The following is a 26,099-nucleotide window of genomic DNA, read 5'->3' as shown; positions in this document are numbered from 1 at the left end:
AACTTTTCTGGACTCATTTCGGCTTCGTGCTTTTGCAAGGATCGACCTTCGGCTGCATGCACGTGGGAGCCGCGATCTTGATCAAGCGGGACTCCGCCGGCTGAAGCGTGAGCGACAGCGTCCCGCTTACCTTTCCTCGCTCGCCCGTCCACAGGTCCAGCGTCGTATACTTGGCGTCCGCGCTCAGGCCGAGGCGCGACAGGTCGATCGTTTTCTCGGCGGGCGAGCTGCCGCTGTAGTTGAACACCGCCACATACGCGGAATCCCCGTCCTTCAGGACGAACGTGTCCGCCGCGTTGGCGTTCGTGTTGCCCTCGACCGGACGGAATGCCTCGCCGCGAACGGCCAAGCCGTTGACGAGCGGATTCCCGTAAAGCTCCGTCATGTACTGCCGGGCGGTCGGGTCGTTCACGTCGTCCGAATCGAGGAATACGGTGCCGGAGATGACCGCCGAATTGACCCGGCTGCGAGCTTCGGTCAGCGAGCCCGCCCGCGACAGCGCCATATGGTCCGGGTCGGTGTAGCGGTAGATCGTCCCGTTCTGCCACCAGCCGTACGTCAAAGAGTTGAGCTCGTACTCCGTCTCGTTGATCTGCCCGTACGTGTCGCAGGAGATTCGACGGCTGTGCGCGTACTGCGACGGGAAGATCGGGGAGATCGATTCGCTGATGAACATCGAGCCGTCCAGCGCTTGGTCGATGTAAGCCATCCCCTCGTTGTACGCCTGAATGCCCGTCGTTACCGCCGGATCGGCATGGACGCCCTCCAGCGAGCCGTGCGTCAGGAAGTCCAGCTTGATGTACGTAAAGCCGAGATTTTTGAACCGTCCCAGGTAGTAGTCGATCCGCTCTTTCGTGCCCGGGTTCGTCGGATCGAGCGCGTATGCTCCGTCCAGCGTCGGCAGCGGATTGCCGTTCGCGTCTTTGAGCACGATGTCCCCGTACGTATACTGTCCGTCCGTTCCTTCCACGGTTTGGCTCATATTGTTGCCCCAATAAACGAACGGTCCCCAGTAGATGCCGGCGTTCTGGCCGTTGCCCTTGATGACCGATACCGCCTGGCCGAGCTGCTGGTCGCTCAGGTTGTCCCAGTAGGAGTCCAGATTGACGTAGGTGGCCCCATCGTTGTTCATCAAAGGCAGATGGTCGTGAAAATAGTTCGACGTATCGACGACGTCCTGATACGAGAGGCCGCTGCCGAACGCGCCCCAGCTGTTCCACCCGACCGGCACGCCCTGCGGCAGATCCGCGCTCAAGGGCAGCGGCGGCGCGACGACGGCGTTCGCTTTTCCATACTCCTCCAGACCGGTCCGGTAATCGGCGAAGCCGCCCGCCAGAATCGTCGGAGACGATACCGTCGTGCCGGACAAGCTGCCGTGCGGCTGACTGTCGTGAGTAACGGACGAAGAGGCGCCTCCGTACACGGTCATCTTGTTCAGCTTGCCGCCCGAGCCGCTCCAGTCGATGCCCGTTTTCCACTTGTCGTGCGTGACGGAGCCCAGAATGAGGCCGGTCCGGGAGTCGTTGTCGTACACGGCCGTCACTTCATAGCTCGTATCCGAACGGTTGACGCTCTGGGCTTTGAAGCGAATCCAGGCGTCGTTGTCGAACGGAACGGTCAGCACGCGGTCGTTCGTGCCTTGGCCGCTCTTCACCGCATCCGGCCGGCTCACGGCGATCGGCGCCATGTAGTTGGTCGAGATCGCCGTCTCCGAGACGGCGTCCAGCCGCGTCAGGAAGTAGGAACGGCCTTCATAGAAATCATACACCTGCTTCAGCGTCGGCTTGCCGGCCGCTTCGTTGACGAAGACGACCTCGATGCCTTGGCCGAAGCCGTCGTGAATCGGAACCACGCTTTGCACCGAAAAAGAATGCGTCTCGTAATCCGTCGTCTGCAGCGTCTGTCCGTCCAGCTTCATTTGTCCGGAGACGCCGGTCACTTTCTGCCCGCCGGGCCACTCGTAGTCGGCATAGCCGGTAGCGCTATGATACGTCATGCTGTACGAGCCGTTCGTAATGACGGCCCCCGCCGTGTAAGGCGTCACCGTAATCGCGCCATAGGGAACCGGAGTCAGCGCGTCTCCGATGCTTCCCTCGTCCGCGCCGGGCTGTTCGGCCTGGGTCGCCGGGCGCACCGTGATGCGGTCCAGGTCGGGCGAATAACCGTTGCCGTCTGAGAACAAGATCCGGTTGCCGCCCGCCTGAAGCGGAACCGTCAGCTTGTACGTGCCGAGCGTGTTCCAGTCGGCGGTTTTGAGCGAATCGTACAGCTGCGACTCGCCGTCGTTAACGGTGACATAGAAGGCGCGCGGATCGCCGGAGATGAACGACAGCTCGATCTCGTAGTCTCCCGCCGCTTCCGCCGTCACGTCCGGGAACAGCAGCGAACTCCCTCCGTACAGGCCTCCTACCTTCTTCCCGCCCGAGCAGGCGCCGCAGTCGGACACCGCAGCGTTGCCCGTCAGGACGTTGCCGGCCGCCTCCGCCTCGTAGACGACGCCAGGCGTCGTCCCGGGATCGCTTCCCGAAGCAGGAGCCACGACGATCCGGTCGATGTCCGGCGCGTACCAGTTGTTGTCGTCGAACGTGATCGTGTTCGTTCCCGCCTGCAGTTCAAGCGTCACGTCGTAGCTGCCGACCGTGTCCCAGTTCGCGGTAGCGGGAAATTCCACGTACTCCTTCTCCCCGCCGTTCACGCTGACATTGGCCGAACGAGGATCGCCGGAGACGTAGGATACCGTCACCTTGTACGCTCCGGCCTCCGCTACCGTCACGCCGTTGAACTGCAGCGAAGCGCCCTGGTAGAGCCCTCCGACCTTTTTCCCGCCGGAGCAGGCCGCGCAGTCGGCGACCGAAGCGTTGCCCGTCAGCGTATTGCCCGCCGCCTCGGCTTCGTAGGCAACCGCCGCGTCCTCGGCGCGGGCCGTTCCGCTTCCGGGCGCTCCCAGGGAGAACCCGATCCAGGAGCAGAACAAGACCAGCAGAAGAACCGTTTTTGCCGCTTTGCCAAACATAAAAGACCTCCTGTCCCCAATAGATTTGAATCCACTCTTGATTATGAAGCGTTTCCAAACTTGCCTCCACGCAAGGATGTTCCAAAACATGCCCCGATCCGCCTGAAATGGGACGATTTCCCGCGCGAAGAACGGATTGACACGAGGCGCGGTTTTCCTTAGAATGAATTCCAACATCAAAAGCTTCGACCAAGGACATGATCGCCGGAAGATGCCGTTCAGAGAGAGGGAGCTAGGCTGCGACTCCCTTCGGCTGCGCCAGCGTTTACCGCCTTGCAGCTGCGGTTCTGAAATCGTGCGCGCCGCGCCCGAGCGTAGGAATCGCCGGGAATTCCCGTTACCGAATCCGAAGGATTCGCCGCCTGTTGCGCGGCCGAATCGAATGAAGGTGGAACCACGAGCTCGCTCGTCCTTTTGCGGACGGCGGGCCTTTTTATTTTCCAAAAAAAGCGATGACCAAGGACATGAACGTTGACGGATGCCGCACAGAGAGAGGGAGCTAGGCTGCGACTCCCTTCGGCTACGCCTGACGTTTACCCCCTTATAGCTGCGGTTCCGAGATCACGCGCCGTGTGTGCGCTTGAGCGTAAGAGCCGCCGGGAATTCCCGTTACCGAATCCGAAGGGTTCGCCGCGCGTGGCGCGGCCGGACCGAATGAAGGTGGAACCACGAGCTCGCTCGTCCTTTTGCGGACGGCGGGCTTTTCTTTTATATCCAAAAAAAGCGATGACCAAGGACACGAACGTTGGCGGATGCCGCACAGAGAGAGGGAGCTAGGCTGCGACTCCCTTCGGCTACGTCTTCGTTTACCCCCTTATAGCTGCGTTTCTGAGATCAGGCGCCAGGTGTGCGCTTGAGCGTAAGGATCGCCGGGAATTCCCGTTATCGAATTCCGAGAATTCGCCGCTTCTTCGCGGCGGGTTGAACGGAGGGTGGAACCACGAGCGCGCTCGTCCCTTTTTGCGGACGGGCGCGCTCTTGTTCATAAATCAAGCCAAGGAGCGATGCAAAATGAGCAAATCGGAAGACATGTCGCGCCTGCAAGCGGCGCAGCTGCTGGCCCAGGCGGTCCAGCGAAAATTCGAGGGCGCGAAGCTGGGGGGCGGCGCCTTGACGGCGCAGGGCTTCGCTTGCGACTTCGACGTTCCCCGTCCGCTGACGGAGGAGGATCTGGCCGCGCTGGAGGATGAGATGCGGCGGATCGCCTCGGCGGGCGCGCCAGCAGCCGTCCGGCGAATGCCGCGCGAGGAAGCCGTTCGTCTGTTCGAAGCGAGAGGCGAGCCGTGGAAAACGGAACTGTTGCACGAAGGCGAGGCGTCCGACGAGGTGGCGATTTACGAGCGCGAGGAGTTCGCCGACGTTTGGCCCGACGACGGCCTGCGGCCGGAAGCGGCGGCCGCTCCGCCGGCGTTCAGGCTGCTGCATGCGGCCGGCGCGTATTGGCGCGGCGACAGCCGCAACCCCGTGCTGCAGCGGGTGCACGGGGTCGCGTTCGCCGGCTCAGCCGAGCTGGACGCCTGGCTGGCGCGGCACGAGGAGGCGCAGAAGCGCGACCATCGCAAGCTCGGCAAGCAATTGGAGCTGTTCATGTTCGCGGAGGAAGCGCCGGGCATGCCGTTCTACCTGCCGAAGGGGGCCGTCGTCCGGCAGGAGCTGGAGAATTTGGCCCGCCGATTTCTGCGCAAGTACGGGTACGAGGAGGTTCGGACGCCTTTTCTGATGGATCGTCAGATGTGGGAGCAGTCCGGGCATTGGGAGCATTACCGCGATAACATGTACTTCTCCGAGCTGGAGGACCGGCATTGGGCGGTCAAACCGATGAACTGTCCGGGCCACATGCTGCTGTTCCGGAGCAGCCTCCGCTCCTACCGGGACCTGCCGATCCGGCTGGCCGAGTTCGGACAGGTCCACCGCCACGAGTTCAGCGGAGCGCTGAACGGCCTGTTCCGGGTGCGGACGTTCTGCCAGGACGACGCCCATATCTTCGTTCGGCCGGACCAGATCGAGCAGGAAATGCTGCGGACGATCGCGCTCATCCGGGAGATGTACGATCTGTTCGGCTTCGACTATGCGGTCGAGCTGTCCACGAGACCGGCCGATTCGATGGGCAGCGACGAGCAATGGAAGGCGGCGGAAGCGGCGCTGGCGAAAGTGCTGGAGGAGTCCGGCCTGGCGTTCCGGATCAACCCCGGCGACGGCGCGTTTTACGGGCCCAAGATCGATTTTCACATTAAGGACGCGTTGGAGCGCAGCCATCAGTGCGGCACGATTCAGCTCGATTTTCAGATGCCGGAGAAGTTCGGGCTCTCTTATGTGGACGAGAAGAACGAGAAGCGGACGCCCATCGTCATCCACCGTGCCGTCTACGGCTCCATCGACCGGTTCTTCGGCATTCTGATCGAGCATTTCGCCGGCGCCTTCCCCGTCTGGCTCGCTCCCGTGCAGGTGACGGTTCTGCCGGTGTCGGAGCAGCATGCGGCGTACGGCGAGGAAGTATGCGAAGCGCTGAGATCCGTCGGCGTAAGGGCGGCGATGGACAGCCGAAACGAAAAGCTCGGTTATCGGGTTCGGGAGGCGCAGCTTCAAAAAATCCCTTATTTGGCGGTAGTCGGGGACGCGGAACAAGCGGCCCGAAGCGTGCAGGTAAGGGCGCGCGGGGAGCAGCGCCGGCAGTCGTTCGGGCTGGAGGAGTTCCGTTCTCGGCTGCTTGCGGAAATTCGGATCGGCGATTAACCTAAAGCGGCAGGAGAGCGCCGACAGCGGTCGGCGTATTCTCCCGCCTTTCCGGATTCTAGCTTGACTCTAACATGGATGTCAGGGTTTATCATAAGATCGTCTCCAATCAGAAAGTGAGTGAAGCAGGGATTGGATGGCGGCGAATCTATAAGAAAGGAAAAGATGCGGAATGAATATTACGCCCCAAGAAGAATCCATGATTAAGGCTCTCCGCGAGGCTGCATTGCCCCCTTTGTTTGTGCTTATCCGAATTCGAAACGATATTCTAAACGACACGGCGAATGTCAAAGAGAGCCGAAGAAATGACGTCGTAAACCTATTGGAAAAATACATCGGTCCCCTCTGGGAAGAGTATCACAAGACAAAGTAACGCAAAACAACCCCAAGTGGGCTTAGCTTCGAGGCTTTCTTAGGTACTTGCGGGGCCATGGAAGAATACACGAATGTGCTGGCCTTATCCGCTTCGGGCACCGGGCTGAACGCGTAACGGAGAGTCGGCTGCCTAGAGGCCCCGTTAGTCGATTTTTTCGGCTATCGGTATCCGTTCGGTCTGCCCCGACGCCCCGTTAGCCGATTTTTTCGGCTATCGGCATCCGTTCGGTCTGCCTGGAGGCCACGTTAGCCGATTTTTTCAGCTATCGGCATCCGTTTGGTCTGCCCTGACGCCCCGTTAGCGGATTTTTTCGGCTATCGGCATCCGTTCGGCCGCCATGGGACTGCAATAACCACTTGGGAAGCTTTTATACTTTCTTTAATGTCGAAAAAAACGAATCGCCCTTCCTCTGACGGGAGGAAGGGCGATTGACCGTGTTATTTCATCATCATGGCATGTCCGGCAAGGTACATGTCGACGAAGGCTTTGGTGACGTAAGTTTTGTTGCCGATAACGACCGGAGCGTCCGTCAGCATGGTCTTCATCGTATCGATGGTTGCGGTTTTGCTGCCGATCATGATGTTGACGCTGTACACACGAGTCATGGATTTATCCGTCATGGACTTATCCATCATGGACGTATCCGTCATGGACTTATCCGTCATGGACGTATCCGTCATGGACTTATCCGTCATCGACTTATCCGTCATGGACTTATCGGTCATCGACTTATCGGTCATGGACTTATCCGTCATCGACATGTCGCCCATCGGTGGATTCGTCATGTCTGATTCGCCGTCGTTCATCATGGTCGTGCAGGTCAGCGTCACCGAATGGTCCATCGTGTTCCAAGCCACCTGGTACCCGAGCGACTCCGCGATCGGCCGAAGCGCGACCAACTCCATTCCGTCTTTCGTTACCGTGTCGGTTTTGCCGTCATCCACCATCGGTTTCATCATGTCCATACTGGCTGCGGAAGCTGCTGCCGGGGCCGTCAACGTCAAGACAAGCGACGATACGGCAAGCAATCGTTTCATGCGGTGCATTCGTTTTACCCTCCTCCGAGGAATGTATTGGTTTTCGAAATTCATCATAGAGGTGCGATCTTACTGAAGACTAACGCATTTCTAACGAAACTCTTAAACGTTTCTATCAAGTTCGTTAGCCGCCGCGAAGACCGACAGCCCAAGGTTTACGGTGAAAATCGCCCCGGCGCCCCATTACTTCATACCAACAAGACCCGAGGCGAAAGCTGGGGTTCGCGCGCTTAAATTCAAAACCATCTAAACTTAGCAATCCAAAAGAAATTTCCCGATTTTATTGTGGTATTGTTTGTTTAGCATCTTCTCGAGGAGGAGTCCTGATGAATTTTTCAGAAAGGTTGATTGGAGAGTTAAAACGGGAAGCGGAATCGACCCGGAGAGTGCTCGAAAGGGTGCCTTCAGACAAGCTTTCCTGGAAGCCGCATAAAAAGTCGATGTCATTGGGCCAGCTCGCTTTGCATACCGCGGGAGTACCCGGAGCCCTAGCCGAATTATTGGATGAACGGTCGCGCGAAGTCCCGGTGGTTCCGCTCCCCGAAGCAACATCGGTGAGCGAGATCCTTTCGGCGTTAGATAAATACATGCTTTTGGCTGAAAACAAGCTCCTCGCATGGGGAGAAACCGGTCTGATGGAGTCGTGGAAGCTAACCCGTGAAGGCATCGCGATCTTGGAGGTGCCCCGAATCGAAATGGTGCGTACCTTAATGCTCAATCATTGGTACCATCATCGGGGGCAGCTAACGGTTTATTTACGGCTTCTTGAAGTCCCGGTTCCGTCCATCTACGGCCCGAGCGCCGACGAGAGCAGCAACCAGAGCGGGCGAGCATAACTGGCAACGATAACGGGGAACGTTCCATGAAACAGCGGCAGCCCAGGACTTTTTTCTCTCGTCCGAGGCTGCCGCTATTTCCATTATCGGGGTAAGTGAAAGCCGGGACTGTTTACCGGCAGCGGATCAGAAGGTCGATCGGATAGCGTCCGGCGTTGCGGCCGTAGAGCGTCAAGCCGCCTTCGTCGGCCTCCAGCTGCAGCTTGAACGCGCGGGCGCGATCCAGCTTCGCGGCCAGTCGGCCCGGAACGGAAGCGCGGCATAGGTAGCCGTAGGAGCCGGCTTCCTCCAGCTTGTCGTGGCGCGGCTGATAGTGCCACGACAGCACGCCGCGGCTGTCCGCCGGGTCGTCCGGCAGCGCGAACGAAGCGATCTCTTCCCCGTCGATCAGCACCTTCACCCGGGAAGGATGCTTCTCGTCGTCGGTCATGTAATACGTGCTCGGGTTGAACTCCACGTTCGCAGAAGCCCCGTGCATCATGCTGATTCCATGCTGGAAGGTGCGCGCTCCTTCCGTATTGCGGGCGAGCAACCGTTTGGCGCCGGCTTCGAACCAGATGTCGACTTCGCGAATCAAATCCAGCTCCGACGCGTCCGGCAGCTTGACTTCGTAGACGAAGTCGCCCGCACGGCCGCCGCTCGCCTTGGCCCCTTGCAGGGAGTTCCACTGGTAGCCGAAGGATTGCTCCGCGAACGAGGTGACGGGCACGCTGAGAGAAGCGCCGTCCGTCGGATCGGAACCGTACGTGCCGCCCGCGCGCACGTCAAACGCGATAAAATTCCGCGTGACGACATGGCCGTTCCCGTCCGTCAAACGAATCGCCAGCACGGCGACCGCCTCCTCGGCCGGCATCCGCAGCGCAAGCGGCGCCAGCGGCCGCACGCCGAAACCGTCCCATGCGACGTCCCGCGAACCCCGGTCCGCCGTTACGCGCTCATCCAGGCTGTTGTACGACAGTTCCCACTCCAGACGAAGCGTTTGTCCATGGTGCCGGTCCGAATAGCTGGACGCGAGCAGGTCGACGGACAGCTCCGCGCCGGCGTCGATCGTCCGGCAAGGCGGCGCGTCGATAACGACGAAATCCGGAGCGTGCAGGTCGCGCAGCGTCATGCCGGGCACGAGCTCCTCGTAGCCGAACTGCTTGTCGCTGCCGTCCAACCGATAGTAGCCGTTGAACTCGTTGGTGACGTCGCGGAACTCCGTGAACACGAAGCCGCACAGCTTGTCGTGCCTGCGGAACTCGTTCAGCATGTAGCGGTAATGCCAGGCGAGATCGCTGTCTCCCGCTCCGCCGTCCTTGATGCCCCATACGTTGCCGCATTCGCTGTTCATCAGCGGCGCATCGCCTTGAACATTGCCTCCGATGTAGTTGAAATCGGAGCAGGCATGCGTCTTCGACGTTACTTCTTCCAGATGGCTTCTAACCTGCTCGTATCCGTTGATATAAAAGTGCCAGGTATTCAAATCCGACTCGACATGGTCGTAGTTGCAAGGCGAGTTATCCTCTATGAGACGGGTCGAATCGATACTCTTGGCCCACCGGTAGATGGACCGCACCCACTCTTGCGTCTCCTTCAGATAGCTGGTCGGCTGGCTTCCGTCTCCCGTCAGGCCGCCGCCTTGAGGATTCGTTTTGAGTCCCCATGTCTCGTTGAACATGACCCAGGAGAAAATCGACGGATGATTAAAATCGCGGGCGATGATCTCGGACGCTTCGCTCTCGTAAGCGGCGCGGGCCGTATCGTTCGGATCGCCCCAGAAGCACGGCATGTCTTCCATGACAAGCAAGCCCAGCTTGTCGGCCCAATACAGCTTCCGCGGCTCTTCCGGCTTGATATGGATGCGGACGAAGTTCAGCCCGATGCGCTTCATCAGATAGATCTCGTCCCGCATCTCTTCGTCGGTCGGATACGTGAAGTAGCCTGTCGCATGATAAGACTGATCGAGCGTTCCGTTCAGGTAGATCGGCTTGCCGTTCAGCGTTACCCAGCGGTAATCCCGGTCGCCGAACTTGGCGGAACCGATCTCGCGGATGCCGAAGTAGGTCGAGACGACATCTTTGCCGGAAGAAGCGGCGAGCGTCAGCTCCCCTTCGTAAAGATTCGGATGCTCGGGGCTCCAGAGCTGCGGGCCGGCGACGGCGAACGACGAGACAACGACGTTCTCCCCGGCTTGCAGCGCGATCTTCTCCCGATGCTCCACTTGCCCGTCGGCGAAGCGAAAGACCAGTTCGGCTTCCTCTTCCCGGGCCGCCACGATCGTCGAAGTCGCCGTTACGCGCCCGTCCAGCGAAGTAGCGAACTTGGTTTCGCGAATATAGCTTTGCGGCCGCGCCTCCAGCCAGACCGGCTGCCAGATGCCGCGAATCTCGCCGTAGCCCTGCTTGCCGCGCGCCTGATAGTCGCGGTCGAAATCTTCCGCCCGCACGACGACGATATTTTCTCCATCCGCCTTCCACCATGACGTCACATCGAATTCGAACGATCCGTAGCCGCCTCTGTGCGATCCGGCGTGCGTTCCGTTCACCCATACGTCGCATTCGTAGTCGACTGCGCCGAAACGCAGGAACACGCGGGAACCGGCAGCGGACGGCTGCCAGCGAACCGAGCGGCGGTACCAGCCGGCTCCCTTCTCGTTCAGGCCGACGCCGGACAGCGGGCTCGACCAGGAAAAAGGAACGACGATGCTCGAATCGTAAGCGTTCTCAGGCGCGTTCTGCCAGTCGGAGTCCGCGCCCTCCCCTTTCGGATCGAACCGGAACGACCAGGCGCCGTTCAAATTCAGCCAATCGCCGCGCTCCCAATCGGGGCGCGGGTATTCCGGACGCGGGATCGCCGCCGTCTCCGTTGCCGCTGTTTGCTTGGACATAGCTTGTAAGCACAACCTTTCTTCTAGGATCGGATTTGCCCCCATTGTAGCACCAATATTTTGTTATCGCAATGTATATTATAGTTTTACAATATTAAAAAATCATTGTACACTGAGCACAACCGCATAGCACGGAAAGGAATGAACGGAGTGAACGAACCCAGACAGGAGACGATCCGCTACCCGGCCTCCCGAATCGTGGACGTGGCCAAAGCGCTCTCGGGCGACGTGCGGGTGCGCATTCTCGAAGCGCTCGGCGACCGGCCGATGAGCGTCGGCCAGCTCGCGGAGGCGCTTGGCGTCGCACAGCCGACGATCTCCATCAATGTGCAAATTTTGGAGCAGGCGGAGTTGGTGTCGTCCTCGCAAGGGGCGAATCGCGAGAAGATTTGCGCCGCCACCTGCCGCTCCATTCTGCTGGAGCTTCCCGCGAAGCCGGGGGAAGGCCTTCACCGGACGGAAGAGATCCATATGCCGATCGGCCTGTATTCGCACTGCTCGGTGCAGCCGACCTGCGGCATGGCCGGCAGAGACGGCATGCTCCTCGGCTCGCCCGACGATCCGCGGGCATTCTACATGCCGGAGCGTACCGACGCCGCGCTGCTGTGGTTCTCGGGCGCCGGCTACCTGGAGTATGTATTCGCCAATCCGATGCCGCCCGGCGTCCGGCTGGACGAGCTGAGCGTCAGCGCCGAGCTGTGTTCGGAGGCGGTGGGCTTCCAACAAGAGTGGCCGTCCGACATCTCGCTGTTCGTGAACGACCGTTTGATCGGCGTCTGGACGAGTCCCGGCGACTTCGGCGACCGCAAGGGCAAGCTGACCCCCGAGAAGTGGAAGGCGGGAACGGAATACGGGACGCTGACGAAATGGCGGGTCACGAAGGCCGGCAGCCAAGTAAACGGAGAGTCGTCCGCGGACACGACGATCGACTCGCTCGGGCTTGACTTCAACCGGCCGATCCGCATCCGATTCGAGGTGCGCGAAGATGCCGCCAACGCCCGCGGCCTCAACTTGTTCGGCAGCGGCTTCGGCGATCATCCGCAGGATATCGTGCTATCTTTCGTGCGGTATCACGATAGCGAGGAGTAACGGAAGGAAAGGCGGGCGGGGAAAGAAGCGGATGGTTCCGCTCCTACCAAGAGGTCCGCGGAGACTCGGACAGTCCCTCACAAGAGAGCAACCTCGTTCCTCTCTTTAGCGGAGATTCAGCCAGGCGCTCACATGTGAGCAACCTCCTTCCTCTCTTTAGCGGAGACTCGGACAGTCCCTCACAAGAGAGCAACCTCGTTCCTCTCTTTAACGGAGATTCGGACAGTCCCTCACAAGAGAGCAACCTCGTTCCTCTCTTTAGCGGAGACTCAGCCAGGCGCTCACAAGTGAGCAACCTCGTTCCTCTCTTTAGCGGAGATTCAGCCGATCGTGCTCAATAGCAGCCATGCGGGGCCTTCCGCTGTTCCGCAGCCGGTTTCTCGAGCGCCGAGTTCGTTCGCGGCGCCCGCTGAAATTCCGGCAAACGCCTGCCGGGGAGCGAGCGTGATCGCTAACGAAACTCGGAGGCGCTATTTCGGCAAAATCAAGGGTTGGTGAAACGTAACGAAACAGAGAGAGCTTATTGGAGCAAAAACCGGCCGTTTTCCGCACCAAACGTGCAAATAAGCCTCCTCAGATTCGTTAGAACGCAAACCACCCTTTTTCCCGCCAAATAAGACCGCATACTTTCGTTAGCGGGCGAGTCCGGAGCAGGCCCGGGCTGTGCGCACGGTACGCCGGTGCCGCAAAGCCGGCCGAGCGGCCTTCCTCATCCGCCGAGAGAGGGTTGCATGTAAGGCCAAGGCCGCCGCTCCTACTGCTCGTGCAGCATCCGCAGCTTGGCCGCCGTGTCGAATTCCGGCAGCGGAATGTTGACCGTTACCGTCAATTCCGGGGCATCGGACGGACTGAACGAGATATGGTCGAAAGCCAGCTGCCCCACGATCGGGTGATGGAGAATTTTGTTCCCTTCGGGCGCTCCCAGCACGTCGTGGCGCGGCCACCATTCGCGGAATTCCGGGCTCGCCTCGTTCAAATCCGCGATCAGCGCCGTCCACCACGGGTCTCCGGCAAAATTCGCATAGTGGGCGCGAAGCTGCGCCAGCCTCCTCCGAGCCTGGGCCTCCCAGCCTTCCCTCAGCATCAGCTTCATCGCCGGGTCGGTGAACGTCCGCCAGACGACGTTGCGCTCCCGTCCGGACATTTTCTCGTAGTCGCCGTATACGTTGCGGGCGGCCCGATTCCATCCGACCGCGTTCATTCTTTGATTGAGGACCATCGCCGGGCAGCTGCCTTGAAGATCGAGCAGCTTCTGCAGCGTCTCGCCGATCCGGCCGTCCTCTTGTTCCGACAGCTCCGAATCCGCCGGCAGCTGCCGGAGCGCCAGCAGGTACAGATGCTTCCGCTCGCTCGCATCCAGCCTCAGCACCTTCGCCAGGCTCTCGATCACCTGAGCGGATACCTGAATCGGCCGCGCTTGTTCCATCCACGTATACCAATCGACGCTCATGCCCGCAAGCTGGGCCACTTCCTGCCGCCGCAGCCCCGGTGTCCGCCTTCTTCCCCCTTCCGGAAATCCGGCTTCCGCGGGGCTCATTCTCTCCCTTCTCGTCCGCAGAAACTGCGCCAATTCCTCCAGCCTGCCTTGATCGCCCGTATCCGTCAACGCCGTTCCCCCTTCCCAATCCGCCCGAGACGGCAGCTCATCCCCGCCCATCTATCCAGGGATCGTTACTCCTAGGATAAACCCTCATCTCGCGGTTCCATGGATACCATCTTACACTATTCGTCAAGGAAGCCGCCACACGGCAATCCATACCCGGAAGGAAGGTTCTTCATTTGGAAAACGCATCTCTCGCCCAAGCCCGAACGGCGCCCGCGGCCCGAAGCCGCGTCTGGCTGCTTCTCGGCCTCTCGCTTGGTTACTTTCTCGTTCTGCTCGACACGACCATCGTCTCCGTCGCCCTTCCCGCCTTGCGGGACGATCTGGGCGGAGGTTTAAGCGGCCTGCAGTGGGTCGCGAACGCTTATACGATCGTATTTGCCGGCCTGCTTCTGACGGGGGGCGGTTTGGCCGACCGTCTCGGCGCCAAACGCGTCTTTATGAGCGGTCTGATCCTGTTCCTCGCGGCGTCCGCCCTGTCGGCGGCAGCCCCGACGCTTGGCGCGCTGATCGGCTTGCGGGCGCTTCTCGGCGTTGGAGGCGCAGCCCTGGTGCCGTCCTCGATGGCGCTCATCGCCCACGCCTATGCCGACCCCGCCCAGAGAACCCGCGCTCTCGGGGTCTGCGCTTCCATCTCCGGCATCGCGCTGGCCGCCGGCCCCGTCGTCGGCGGTATCCTCGTCGATACGCTCGGGTGGCGCAGCATCTTCCTGATCAACGTGCCGATCGGCCTGTTTAGCCTGGCAGCCACCGCCTTTCTCGTCACCGAGACGCGGCGCAAGCAGCGTCAAGGCTTCGATCTCGGCGGGCAGATCACGGCCATCGCGGCGATCGGATGCTTGTCTTACGCGCTGGTGGAGGGCGGATCCGCCGGCTGGTCTTCCGTCCCCGTCGTCATCGCCTTCTGCGCAGCCGCCCTCTCGATCGCCGGGTTTCTGCTGGCGGAGGCCAAAAGCCGCAGCCCTCTGCTGCCGCTGTCCCTGTTCCGGATTCCGACGTTGTCGGCCGGCATGGCCGCCGGCATGCTCGCCAACATCGCCCTGTCCGGCATTCTGTTCCTGCTGCCGCTGTTCTTCCAGCAAACGCGCGGCTTATCCGCTCATGCCAGCGGGCTCGCGCTGCTCCCGCTCACGCTGCCCATGACGATCAATCCGATCTTTACCGGCCGCCTGGCCAGCCGCATCGGGCCCCGCATCCCGCTGACCGCAGGGTTCGTTCTGGCCGCCGCCGGTACGCTGATCGAAGCGGCGGTCGGCCCGGCCACGCCGTATGCGGTCACCCTGATCGCGCTGCTCCTGATCGGCTGCGGCATGTCTCTCGTGCTTCCGCCGCTCATGGCCTCCGTTATCTCCTCCGTTCCCCGCGAGCAGAGCGGAACCGCCTCCGGCGCGCTCAATTCCAGCCGCCAACTCGGCGCCGCCCTCGGCGTCGCCATTCTTGGCGCCATCGTCTCGGGCGGCAGCTTTATAGGCGGTCTTCATCTGGCTCTGGCGGTAGCCGGGATCCTGCTCTTCTGCGGAAGCGCCGTCTCCTTCGCCTGGATCGGCCGCAAACGCCGATCCTCATAAAGCAGCGGTCTTTCCGGTAAAAATAAGCAGCGTAAGGAGGAACGGCCATTGAAAATTTTAGCCCTTACGCTCGGGCTCGTGCTCATCAGCATGGCTTATGCCGTCACGGTCAACTGGCTGGCCGGACTCGGGCTCACCGAATCGCTGCGAGTGCTCCAATATCCTTTCGCCTTGATGACCCCGGCGGAGTACGCGATCGCGATCGGGCTTCTGCTGCTGCTCCTTGCGGACTCTCTCGCGCCAAGCTTCATGAAGAAGCGTTGAGGAACCGGCCGCTTTCTTCACCTGGATATTTTGGCGCGGAACGACTTGCGGATCAGATGAACTGCCAGCAGCAGGACCGGAATCGCAATGTTGTGCAACGGCAGGAGCATCCCAACGAAAACCTTGTTCCCGATCGTGACAAATTCGCTCCAATTGTTCGCGGACATCATGGAGATCAGAAGGATCACCAGCCCGATCGGCAGCATCAGTTTTTCCGGCTTGCTCACGCGGAACAGATCCGCCGCCACGCTCGCCGCCGCATAGCAGAAGATCGCGATCTTAAAAAAGGCGTTCACGATCAAGGTGAGAATGACGATGCCGTCCATCCGTTGGATAAAATCGAGAATGTTCACTTTGCTGATGGTCAGAAACAAGGGGAACGTGGAGCGGCCGTAGATGTTGGCGCCGAGAACCGCGATCTCCATCGCATGAGTGAAGCTCATGACCAGGCCGGCAATTAGAAGAGCGACGATTCCCGCTTTCCTCCCCGTTGCCTTCTTGCGCAATTGGGGAAGAATCGTCGCGAAACAAATCGTCTCGCTGAAGGGAAAGGGGAGGATGTTCCCGTACGCCGCCGTCAGAACCGGCTTCCAGCCGTTGCCGGCCAAGGGCAACAGGTTCTGAACGTGGATGATCCCGGACAACAGCACGAGAGTCGCCCCGAGCGCGCCCAAAAGAATCACGACGATCAGGAAGATCTCGCTCGTTCTCGCCAGCACTACGACGCCTTTGCGCAATACGTAAATGACAGACAGCATGAGCATCGCGTTAATGACGAAGAGCGGGGTTTGGTCGTAGGAGGAACTGATCAGCAGTTCTCCGGTGTCCCGCAGAACCCGGGCATCGCCCTGAATAAAGAAGCTCAGGTATAGCAGGCACACGGGCCATCCGACGACGCTGCCCAGAATCCGGCGGATATAGCCGCTCAGCGGCAGGCCCGGGTGCTCGCGGTACAGATAATCGAAGATGACGTACAGCACGACGCCTCCGATCAAGGCGAGCAAGATGGAGATCCAGACGCTTTGCTCCGCGACAAATCCGATCGGCAGGACCAGCGACGTGCCGAATTCAAACAGAATGATGAGGGAGAACAGCTGTTTGGCGCTGATTTTCTCCTGTTCCACTGCGCGTTCCTCCTTCTCCCGGCTTCATCGCTGCTTTTCCGCTTTCGTGTAGGGCTTAATCCGCATGCCGGAGCGGCGAATGTACGATTCCGCTTTGACCTCCACCCGGCACTCGGCGAACGTTCGGCTCCAGCTGTTTTTCATTTTCCGCCAAGCCTTCGGACGGGAACGGTTCAACGCGTCGCCGAATCCGAAGATGTCGCTGGCGTGACTCTGTGCGACTTGAACGGCTTCCCGCACTTCCCTCTCGATCTGCCGCGACAGCTCACGTTCCATTCGGACCATCGTCTCTTTCTTGCTGAGATCGATGGGGCACAGCACCTCGTTGATGTTGCCTTCCGACTTCACGGTAACTTGAAAAACCGGATCGCCGTTTCGGATGTCCGCCCGAACCTTGGTGCGGGAACGCATAATTTCAATCGCGGTCGCGTCCTTCTTGTTCTGGCATGGAATGGTCATGACGGTGCCGTCCACTTTATTGTCCACCCATAGAACGCCTCGCGCCGTATCCCCTTCCAGCCAGGTCTCCAGCTTGCCGTTTCGGAAGAGCCCGATTCCTTCGATGTCGAACAGCGCAGGCGGGTCGACATGCTCCACGTTGGCCTTCCTCTCCCCCAGGGAAGGATCCCCCTTTAGGCGGACACCGGAGAGGATCAATTGCTTACCCGGACCGACCAAAGAATTGACGACGGCATCGACCTGCATATCCAAGCTTTCGGACCAAACCTTCGAGGCGGTTCTCAGCTTGCCGAACATCGCGTCGGCCGGGATTTTCTCCAAAGGGGCCATTACTTTCAGAACGGTCTCCGCATCGTTGTCTCTGGCGACAAGCAGGCTGGTCGTGAGGCGGACTTCGTGCGAGCGTTCGAAAAAATCGAACAGGTTGGAGACTCCTTCTCTGGCGAACGGCTCGCCGATCAGAATCAGCCGGATCTGCGAGAAGAACAACTGCCGCGGAACTTTCTCCGACGTCTGGCGGATCGCTTCGAAAAGAGTCGATCCGGTTCCCGAATATACGGTGACGGGCACCCCTAATCCTTCGCCGCCTCCTCCGGCCCTGCCAGCAGCCACGGTGCCGGGATCGATGATCTGGAAGGAGACCTTGAACTTTCCGGATTCCGGAACCCGGTCCACTCCCATGGCCAATACGATCGCCAGATCCTTCAATTCTCTGCTGTTCCAGCATCCGGGCAGGATCGCAACGGCTCCAAGAAGCAGAACGAACGGAACGATTCGGCTAGCTCTCATCGGCTCCGTCCTTTCCCGCTTGCGGCTTCGGCGAAGGCGGCCGTCCGCCGCGCTGACGAACGAGATTGCGCCGGCCGACCAGCGACGGACGCTTCTTGAAGGTCCATACCGGAAAACGAAGGAGAGCATCCTTCTGATCCGACAGATGAAACGGCGCGAACGGCGTCATATAGGGAACGCCGAACGAGCGCAGGCCGCACAGATGCGCGACGATCGCAATCGCGCAAAGCGTAATTCCGAAAAAGCCGAAGAGTCCCGCGAGAATCATGATGGTAAAACGCAAAAGCCGGGCGGAAATCCCCAAGTCGAAGGCCGGAGTCGCGAAGCTGGCAATTCCGGTCAAGGAGACCACGATGACCATGGCGGAAGAGACGATCCCCGCCTGAACCGCAGCCTGTCCAAGGACGAGCGCCCCTACGATCGAGACCGCCTGGCCGATTGCGCGCGGCATGCGGACGCCGGCTTCGCGCAAAATTTCGAAGCTTCCTTCCATAAGGAAAGCCTCGACGAACGCGGGAAAAGGCACTCCTTCACGCTGAGCGGCCAGGCTGATCAGCAGCGACGTCGGAATCATCTCCTGATGATAGGAGATGGCCGCGACATAAATGGAGGGTCCGAACAAGGAAATCAGAAACGAGACCAAACGAAGGCATCGGATAAAGATGCCAAATTGATAGCTATGGTAATAATCCCCCGACGACTGAAAATACATCGTAAACGTGGCCGGAGCGATCAGGGCGAACGGCGTGCCGTCCATGACGATCGCGACTCTGCCCTCCAGCAAGCTTCCGGCTACGCTGTCCGGGCGCTCCGTATTAAGGATCGTGGGAAAGACCGAGAACGGCTCGTCCTCGATCAATTCCTCGATGACGCCGGAATCGAGAACGCCGTCGATATCGATGGAACTCAGCCTCTTCTTGATCTCCCGGACGGTATCGTCGTTCGCCGTTCCTTTTAAATATAAAATCGCGACGTCGGTCTTCGTCTCGGTTCCGACCCGAACGCTATCCAGCCACAGGTTGGGGCTCTTGATCCGTCTCCGAATGAGCGATACGTTGGTGGCGATCGACTCGGTGAAGCCGTCTTTGGGACCTCGGATGAGGACTTGCGTGGAAGGCTCCTCGACGGCACGGTATTGCGCTCCTCTCGTGCTGGAGACGATCGCTTCCGAGCAACCGTCGAGAAGAATCGCCGTATCCCCGGACATAACGGACAGAAAGAGGAGGTTCCAATCTTTAGCGATATCTATTTCCCCTACGGCGAGCGCATTTTCCTTGATGAAGTTCATCAGCGTCCGATTTTGATCCGGATTCGCGCCGGGTTCTCCCGCGTTTTCCAGGAACGGGTCGACCATTAACGATCGGAGGATCAGGTCCCCGATCATCTTCTTGTCCACCATATTATCGATGTACACGATGGCGGCTTTGTGCTGCGTCGTGCCGATTCGAAATTCGCGGACGACCAGATCTTTGCTGGAGCCTACCCTATTTCGGATGTAGTCCAGATTGCGCTGCAATTCCGCGTGCAAAAACATTTCCTCGTCGGCGTCTCTCGGCTGCTGGGGCATTTCTCATTCCCTCCTCCCTGCCAATTTTGCCCAAACGCCGCAAAAAAAACCCCGAAAGGGGCAGCTGCCCGTTCCGGGATTTCTTCTCGTTTCACATCGTTAACCGTTCATCCTATAAAATGCGCCGCGCCGTTACGTAGTTCTTTTTCCAATAGCTGTCGCTCAGGTTGGAAATCGTGACGCCCTTGCTCGTGCTCGCCTGCAGGATCTTGCCGTTCCCGGCGTAGATTGCGACGTGGCCGATGCCGCTGCCGCCTGCCTTGAAGAAGACGAGATCTCCGACGCTTAAGTATGCCTTGGCTACCTTCACGCCCAGCTTCGACATCGCTACGGAAGTACGCGGCAGATCCACGTCGTTTTGGGCGAATACGAACTGCACGAACGAAGAGCAATCGAAGGCGGAATCGTCGCCGCTGGCGGCGCCGTATAAGTATGGTGTTCCGATATAGTCCTTGCCGAACGAGAGGAGCTCCAAGGATTCGGCAGTCGCCGCGCTGGCGGAAGACGAATGACCTGCCAACATTCCGAACCAACCTACCGTGGCCATCAAACAAACCGTTAGAAGCTTCGCTTTTGACTTCTTCAGCATGAATCGCGTGTCCTCCCGACGTTCCCTTGTTGAAGTGTTGCATTTGCGCTGGGATAACTATATCACACGCGAAACATCCTAAATTTTCCCAAAGTGAAAGCGAATCCACGGTTCCCAATGGTCCGGAAGCTTTTCTTAGAAAATCATGAGAATTCGTTAATCGTTGAAACCAATGTCGCCGGAAAGACGTCTGTAACTGATGGCGAGACTCTCGAACGGATCCCGGCGGCAGTCGTCCTGCTCGACCACGTACCACTCCACGCCCGTCTCCCGGCACGCGTTCACGATGTCGCGAATGTTCATATTGCCTTCCCCGATCTCCGCCGTTACCGCCTTATCCTCCACGATCGCCATATCCTTCAGGTGCACGACCGCCATGCGGCCCTTGACCTTGCGAATCCAGTCCGTCACCTGGCCGCCGCCCGCCTGCGCCCAGAAGACGTCCAGCTCGATGCCGAACGCGTTCGGATCGGTCTCTTCGATCAGAATGTCCAGACCGGTGCGCTCGCCGTCGAATTTCTCGAACTCGAAGCGGTGGTTATGGTAGACGAACTGCAGCCCTTCCGCCCGCAGCCGTTCCGCGATCGGAGCGATCTCCTTGACGAAAGCAAAGTATCCTTCTTTCGAGCTCCGGAACTGCGGCGGCATGGAGCCGAGACCGACGTAGCGGCAGTTCCACAGCCGGTGTTCCGCAATGACTTGGTCCAGTTCCTTCTGCAGCCGCTCGAACCCGATATGGGTGGCGCAGATGCCGAGGCCCGCTTCGTCCGCCGCCGCCTTCACCCGCTCCGGCGCGATCGGCCCGATCGCCGACACCTGCACCGTCTCGTAGCCGATCTCCTTCACCTTCCGCAGCGTCCGGCGGAAATCTTCCTCGTTCTTCGTAAACTCTCGCACCGTGTAGAGCTGGGCTCCCGTATGCTTCTTGTCCATGATTTTCATCCTCCCTATAATCGATCGGCGGGCCGTCCTTCTCCCATCCTTCGCCGATACTCCTCGGGGGTGCTTCCGACCGTCGCCTTGAACAGACGGCTGAAGTGCGCCAGATGGGTAAAGCCGACTTCGCGGCAGACGGACGAGACCGAGCGGCCGGGCTCGAACCGGAACAAAATTTTGGCCTGGTTGATGCGCCGGTTGTACAAGTATTTGAAAATCGTCGTTCCGGTCACTTTCTTGAACAGGTTCGCCAAATACGGCTTCGTCAGGTGCAGGGCGTCCGCGATGTCGTCCAGCGTAATGTTCTCCGGATAATGCGCCTCCAGATACGTAACGACTTCCTGCACGTGCTCTTCGTTGTGCGAGCGGTGCTCCCGGTCCCGGATCGGCTCGGCGCACCAGCCGGCGATCCGATGCAGCAGCTCCAGAAACCGCAGATCGAACCGGTCGATCGGAGAAGAAGGACCGTCGCCGTTCCGCTGCGCATAGCAGACGGCCATATCGGCAAGCAGCTTCTCCAGCTCCTCCTGATCGGCCTGTCCGAGCGGGATCCGGATGTTGCGCAGCTCCTCGAACGGCCTGAGCAGCGCGTTCGCCGGCTCCGCCTGCAGCAGTCCGTGCACGTAAGCCGGCTCGAAATGCACGATCGACCGGACGTACGGCCGATGAGGCGACGGATTCGGGCTGTGCAGCGTCATTCCGTGCATGAGAATGAGATCCCCCGGCCGCAGCGCCATCAGCTTGTCGCCGATCAGGTAGGTGCATTCGCCTTCCTGAAAATAATAGATTTCATAGAACGGGTGCGAATGGAACAGGGAGCCGCTCACCGGAGAATCGCTTCGATAACCGAACTCGATCGGATTGCGGATCTGCATCGTATGCGGCATGTACCCGAACCTCCCGGCGGAGCCCCCAGGCGCTCCGCCCTCTTATGAGGTTCATTGTACCATGCCTATCCTTCCACGCGAATGGCTTGTTTCTGGGCTTGCAGGCACAGCTCGGCCGCCTTGAACGCGTGCTCCTGCGTCATCGCGTTCTCCGTGCGGTTCAGGCAGTCGAGGATCAGCTCGCCGAAGAACGGGTACCCGACCTGGCCGGAGACCGAGTAGCGGTACTCCCCGCTTCCGTTAACGAGATAGACTTGATTTCCTTTGCTCTCGCGAGCCACGTCGATATATTTGCGGATCTCGATGTATCCTTCCGTGCCGAGAATGATCATTCTTCCGTCGCCCCAGGTGCCCAGCCCGTCCGGCGTGAACCAGTCCACGCGAAAATAGTTCGTCGCCCCGTTATCCCCGATCAGCGTGGCGTCTCCGAAGTCTTCCAGCTCGGGCACGTCGGGATTGGCGTAGTTGGCTACTTTGCTGTGCGCGACCTTGGCATCCTTGCAGCCCGCGAAGTAGAGGAACTGCTCGATCTGGTGGCTGCCGATGTCGCATAGAATCCCGCCGTACTGCTCCTTGCGGAAAAACCAGTCCGGCCGCGATGATTTGCTCAGCCGGTGCGGCCCCGTGCCGATCACCTGCAGCACGCGTCCGATCGCCTTTTGCTCATGGATGAGCTGCCCTGCGTAGACGGCGCTCTCCACGTGCAGCCTCTCGCTGTAGTACACCATGTATTTGCGGCCGGTCTCCGCCGCCTTCGCCTTGGCGGCAGCCAGCTGCTCAAGCGTCGTAAAAGGCGTCTTATCGGTAAAATAGTCCTTGCCCGCGTCCATCACCTTCATGCCCAGGCCGGCACGCTCCGACGGAATCGCCGCGGCGGCGACGAGCCGCACCTCGGGATCCGCCAGAACCGTCTCCAAAGAATCCGCGGCCTTCGCCTGCGGATATTTCTCGATGAACTGCGCCACCTTGGCCGGATCGGGATCGTACACCCACTTCAGCGTCGCCCCCGCTTCCAGCAACCCGTTCGTCTGGCCGTAGATATGGCCGTGGTCCAGCGCCGCCGACGCGAAAACGAACTCGCCCGGCCGGCATACCGGCTTTGGCTTCGCGGCGGACACCGGCGCGTAGTTCATGCCGTCCGCCCTATTGAAATCGCTCATGCTCCCATTCCTTTCTGCGGTGCTTGCTATTTAGAAAAACAATCGCGCCCTCGGCGAACGGCCTCCCTGCCGCCAACGCGGCCCCCGGCGTGCCGCCCCGCTTGCCGCGCTTGGCGGCGATTGGGCTGGCGGCGAGCGGGGCCGGCGCCGGCGCATGGCTAGCTGGGCATTCAGGCGCGCCGTGCTGCATCCGAGCACGCGATATCGCTCGCTAACGAAACCACACGATTTTATTTGGCGAAAAGGAGAGGGGGTTGCGTTTTAACGAATCCCAGGAGGCTTATTGGCCAGTTTCATCCCGCAAATGGCCAATTTCCGCCTCCATAAGGTCTACTCGATTCGTTACGCTTGGCCCGCCTCTGATTTTGCCGAAATAGCGTCGCCGGGATTCGTTACGTTTACGCTCGCCTCTCGAGCGATCAGCGTTCGCGATCGCAATTCGAGCATTAGCGTTCACGTCCGCTTCCCGGCGGCCGTCCGCGAGAAGACGCCTGTTCCCGGTTAAGCTCCCGTTCGCCGCTCATCTTAGAACGTCCCGGTCAGATCGGCCGGCTTCGAAGCGTCGGCTGCCGGAGCCTCCTTGCGGTACGACGAGGTCGCGATGCGCTTGTTCAATTCGGCCAAGTGCAGCTCCTCGTCGAGCGGCAGGTCGACCCAGCCGTCGATCCACGAAGACAGATGAATCGCGTTGGAGATGGTCAGGCCGCGAATGCCTTCCTCGCCGGGCGCGACAAGCTCCGTTCCGCTCAGGATCGCATCGGTGAAGTTGCGGATGATGCCCGCGTGCTCCGGACTCGGCCCTTGGTCGGGAATCTCGATCTTCCAGCATTCCGGGCCGGCGAACGGCGTCCGGTTCCTGGCGTTGAATTCCGGTTCCGGCTCGCGCAGACGCCAGAACGTCATCTTGCCGTCCTCGATGACGATCTTGCCCCGTTCGCCGGTCACTTCGAAGCGGTTCGTTCCCGGCGCGTCGGCGGTCGACGTGATGAACACGCCGGTCGCCCCGTTGGCATACTCGGCATAAGCCGTCACGTCGTTCTCCACTTCGATGTTCCGGTGCTTGCCGTTCTGGCAGAAAGCGCGGATCCGCGTCGGCATCATGCCGATCGTCCACTGCCACAGGTCGAGGTTGTGAGGGCACTGGTTGATCAGCACACCGCCGCCTTCGCCCGCCCAGGTCGCCCGCCAAGTTCCGGAATCGTAATAGGCTTGCGGACGGTACCAGTTCGTGATGATCCAGTTCGTCCGGCGAATCTCGCCCAGCTCCCCCGAGGAGATCAGCTCCCTGAGCTTCCGGTAGAGCGGGTTCATCCGCTGGTTGTAGACGATGCCGAACTTCCGGCCGCTCGCCGCGGCCGCATCGTTCATCTCCCGAACTTGCTTCGCGTAGACGCCGGCCGGCTTCTCGATCAAGACGTGCATGCCTTGGGCGAACGCCTGGATCGCCTCCGACGGATGATCATAATGAGGGCAGGCGACGATGACGGCGTCGACCAGCCCGGAAGCGATCATCGACGCGGAATCCTCGAATACCGCCACGTCGCTCCATTTTTCCCGGGCCCACGCCCGCTTGCTCTCGATTCCGTCGCAGACCGCCGTCAGCTCCGCTCCGGCGATGGCGCCGGACTTGAGCGTGTTGGCATGCCCGCTGCCCATATTGCCGATTCCGATAATCCCGTACCGTACTTTGCTCATTTCCGTTCTCCTCCGTCCTCCATGCATTTCTTTTGATCGTCATTGTCCGTTTGCCGGTCGTCTGCCGACCGAACACGGCTCCTTGCCGGCTAGTTCGGGAACGCTTACAACGACTGCTGCCCATGCGCTCAAGCTGCCGGCTGCACACTAGGCCGGGCGGCTGCCGCCGGTGCGAGACGCCCGGCCCTCGGCTCTCTCGCCCCGAAGCATCGCGAAAAGCCGGGCCCGAAACGCCCCGGGGTTCCCGGTTCCCCTCCCGCTCGTCGCTTCCCAAGGCGAGTTCGTCTCGTTCAGCGTCATTGTAGCACACGTCCGGAATGCGGAACGCGCCATTTCGGCTTTCATTAACCACAGTCAAATAAATGCCCAAAATCCGTTATGTAAGTCAAGCAAAAAAACAAAAGAAGCTTTCGCCCGCGCCTGCGGCGTTAGGCGGAAACTTCTTCGTTAGCCGATCTTTCACTCTCCCGGGTACGTCAGACCCCACTGGCCCCGGATCTCGTCCAGCGTGCCCATCAGCTCGACCGTCTCGTCCAGCGGCATCTCCGCGCTCTCCTTGCGCCCCTCGCGCAAGCAATTCATCGCTTCGACGGCCTGGAGCGCATGGCCGACGAACGTCCGGTCATCGCGGATGACGACGGGCTCTTCGCCTCCGGCGTATAAGGTCGCTTCCTTCGCGGCGAGGAAGTTCGGCACGTGGATCTTCCCTTTCGTGCCGTAAATCCATGCGTCGTTGTTCATCGGCAGCCGAACGCCGCCGTGCAGCGAAGCGACCTGTCCCCCCGGATACTCGAACAGCGCCGAATACTGCTCGTCCACTCCGGTCTCGCCGATGACGGCGGTACTCAGAATTCGGGAGGGCCTTTGCCCATAGACGAAAGAAGCGAACGACACCGGATAGATGCCCGCGTCGAGCAGCGTGCCGCCGCCCTTCTCTTTATTCAGCAGCCTGCCTTCGGGATTCCAGCCGGCGTCGAAGCCGAATTCGGCCTTGAGCAGCTTCACCTCGCCGATAGCGCCGCCGCGCAGCCATTCCTTAACCTGACGGATCACCGGCAGATAGCGGGTCCACATCGCCTCCATCGCGAACAGGTTCCGCCGCCGCGCCTCCCGGGCGATCTCCCGAGCTTCCGCCTGCGTCATCGTGAAGGGCTTCTCGCAGAGGATCGACTTGCCTCCCCGCAGCAGCGTCAGCGCGTTCTCTTTATGAATCGGGTGCAGGGTGCCGATGTAGACGATCTCGACGTCCGGATCGTTCGCCAGCTCCTCGCAGCTTCCGTAAGAACGCGGCACGTTGTACTTGGCGGCGAAGGCGTCCGCCTTGTCCTTCGACCGTCCCGCGACGGCGACCAGCTCCGCGCCCGGCGCGTGCCTCAGCTCCGACGCGAAATTGCCGGAGATTCCTCCGGGTCCCATAATGCCCCATTTGACCGTTCTCTCGTTCGACATCCGTATGTTTCCTCCTTCTCCATATGACTGGCTACCTATACGATACGCCGTCAACC

The 26,099-nt window shown here is 60.2% G+C and carries 18 protein-coding genes; 5 read left to right on the top strand and 13 right to left on the bottom strand.

All coding sequences use genetic code 11. The features are described 5' to 3' along the window. Nucleotides 1–13 precede the first annotated feature (13 nt). The gene (locus tag H7C18_RS04470) at nucleotides 14–3,013 is read right to left on the bottom strand and encodes a CBM35 domain-containing protein (RefSeq protein WP_185127813.1); all 3,000 of its coding nucleotides are present in this window, start codon (nucleotides 3,011–3,013) and stop codon (nucleotides 14–16) included. Between the two features lie 1,011 nt (nucleotides 3,014–4,024). Here H7C18_RS04470 and thrS point away from each other — a divergent pair. Next, a complete protein-coding gene (thrS, locus tag H7C18_RS04465; protein ID WP_185127812.1) occupies nucleotides 4,025–5,746 on the top strand; it encodes a threonine--tRNA ligase in 1,722 nt (573 codons plus the stop codon). Between the two features lie 813 nt (nucleotides 5,747–6,559). Here thrS and H7C18_RS04460 read toward each other — a convergent pair. Continuing rightward, entirely contained in the window at nucleotides 6,560–7,168 is a 609-nt protein-coding gene (locus H7C18_RS04460) for a hypothetical protein (RefSeq protein ID WP_185127811.1), read from the bottom strand. 317 nt (nucleotides 7,169–7,485) lie between these two features. Between H7C18_RS04460 and H7C18_RS04455 the strand changes: the two genes are divergently transcribed. After that, complete coding sequence (locus H7C18_RS04455) at nucleotides 7,486–7,995, top strand: DinB family protein (protein WP_185127810.1); 510 nt, start codon at nucleotides 7,486–7,488, stop codon at nucleotides 7,993–7,995. A gap of 112 nt (nucleotides 7,996–8,107) precedes the next feature. Here the strand turns inward: H7C18_RS04455 and H7C18_RS04450 are convergent, their stop codons facing one another. Beyond that, nucleotides 8,108–10,864, bottom strand: a complete 2,757-nt coding sequence (locus H7C18_RS04450; protein ID WP_185127809.1) for a glycoside hydrolase family 2 protein — start codon at nucleotides 10,862–10,864, stop codon at nucleotides 8,108–8,110. A 150-nt stretch (nucleotides 10,865–11,014) separates the two neighbouring features. Between H7C18_RS04450 and H7C18_RS04445 the strand changes: the two genes are divergently transcribed. Beyond that, on the top strand, nucleotides 11,015–11,953 hold the full coding sequence (locus tag H7C18_RS04445; RefSeq protein WP_185127808.1) for a helix-turn-helix domain-containing protein: 939 nt from the start codon (nucleotides 11,015–11,017) through the stop codon (nucleotides 11,951–11,953). Nucleotides 11,954–12,707: 754 nt separating this feature from the next. Here H7C18_RS04445 and H7C18_RS04440 read toward each other — a convergent pair. Further along, complete coding sequence (locus H7C18_RS04440) at nucleotides 12,708–13,559, bottom strand: helix-turn-helix transcriptional regulator (RefSeq protein ID WP_273385738.1); 852 nt, start codon at nucleotides 13,557–13,559, stop codon at nucleotides 12,708–12,710. Between the two features lie 173 nt (nucleotides 13,560–13,732). Here H7C18_RS04440 and H7C18_RS04435 point away from each other — a divergent pair, with 173 nt between their 5' ends. Both H7C18_RS04435 and H7C18_RS04430 read left to right on the top strand, forming a co-directional pair. Beyond that, a complete protein-coding gene (locus tag H7C18_RS04435) occupies nucleotides 13,733–15,124 on the top strand; it encodes a DHA2 family efflux MFS transporter permease subunit (RefSeq protein ID WP_185127806.1) in 1,392 nt (463 codons plus the stop codon). A gap of 48 nt (nucleotides 15,125–15,172) precedes the next feature. After that, on the top strand, nucleotides 15,173–15,388 hold the full coding sequence (locus H7C18_RS04430) for a YczF family membrane protein (RefSeq protein ID WP_185127805.1): 216 nt from the start codon (nucleotides 15,173–15,175) through the stop codon (nucleotides 15,386–15,388). 17 nt (nucleotides 15,389–15,405) lie between these two features. Here H7C18_RS04430 and H7C18_RS04425 read toward each other — a convergent pair whose 3' ends face one another. From H7C18_RS04425 to H7C18_RS04385, 9 genes are all read right to left on the bottom strand, one after another. Beyond that, nucleotides 15,406–16,512: a GerAB/ArcD/ProY family transporter gene (locus tag H7C18_RS04425; protein ID WP_185127804.1), complete on the bottom strand. Its 1,107-nt coding sequence runs from the start codon at nucleotides 16,510–16,512 to the stop codon at nucleotides 15,406–15,408. Nucleotides 16,513–16,536: 24 nt separating this feature from the next. After that, complete coding sequence (locus tag H7C18_RS04420; RefSeq protein WP_185127803.1) at nucleotides 16,537–17,760, bottom strand: Ger(x)C family spore germination protein; 1,224 nt, start codon at nucleotides 17,758–17,760, stop codon at nucleotides 16,537–16,539. Further along, nucleotides 17,750–19,327, bottom strand: a complete 1,578-nt coding sequence (locus H7C18_RS04415; protein ID WP_185127802.1) for a spore germination protein — start codon at nucleotides 19,325–19,327, stop codon at nucleotides 17,750–17,752. Before H7C18_RS04415 ends, H7C18_RS04420 begins: the two co-directional genes overlap by 11 nt. A 112-nt stretch (nucleotides 19,328–19,439) precedes the next feature. Then, complete coding sequence (locus H7C18_RS04410; protein WP_185127801.1) at nucleotides 19,440–19,916, bottom strand: C40 family peptidase; 477 nt, start codon at nucleotides 19,914–19,916, stop codon at nucleotides 19,440–19,442. A gap of 156 nt (nucleotides 19,917–20,072) precedes the next feature. Continuing rightward, nucleotides 20,073–20,849, bottom strand: coding sequence for a sugar phosphate isomerase/epimerase family protein (locus H7C18_RS04405; protein WP_185127800.1), 777 nt, complete (start codon nucleotides 20,847–20,849; stop codon nucleotides 20,073–20,075). Nucleotides 20,850–20,863: 14 nt separating this feature from the next. After that, nucleotides 20,864–21,739: a helix-turn-helix transcriptional regulator gene (locus H7C18_RS04400; protein WP_185127799.1), complete on the bottom strand. Its 876-nt coding sequence runs from the start codon at nucleotides 21,737–21,739 to the stop codon at nucleotides 20,864–20,866. Nucleotides 21,740–21,804: 65 nt separating this feature from the next. Further along, a complete protein-coding gene (locus tag H7C18_RS04395) occupies nucleotides 21,805–22,899 on the bottom strand; it encodes a Gfo/Idh/MocA family protein (protein ID WP_185127798.1) in 1,095 nt (364 codons plus the stop codon). A gap of 525 nt (nucleotides 22,900–23,424) precedes the next feature. Further along, the gene (locus H7C18_RS04390; protein WP_185127797.1) at nucleotides 23,425–24,594 is read right to left on the bottom strand and encodes a Gfo/Idh/MocA family protein; all 1,170 of its coding nucleotides are present in this window, start codon (nucleotides 24,592–24,594) and stop codon (nucleotides 23,425–23,427) included. Nucleotides 24,595–25,053: 459 nt separating this feature from the next. Continuing rightward, the gene (locus H7C18_RS04385; RefSeq protein WP_185127796.1) at nucleotides 25,054–26,043 is read right to left on the bottom strand and encodes a Gfo/Idh/MocA family protein; all 990 of its coding nucleotides are present in this window, start codon (nucleotides 26,041–26,043) and stop codon (nucleotides 25,054–25,056) included. Between the last annotated feature and the right edge of the window lie 56 nt (nucleotides 26,044–26,099).

The sequence above is a fragment of the Cohnella zeiphila genome (assembly GCF_014212055.1).
Taxonomy (GTDB): Bacteria; Bacillota; Bacilli; order Paenibacillales; family Paenibacillaceae; genus Cohnella; species Cohnella zeiphila.
The sequence above is the reverse complement of the archived record's forward strand: the minus strand, read 5'-3'. Positions and strand labels throughout refer to the sequence as shown.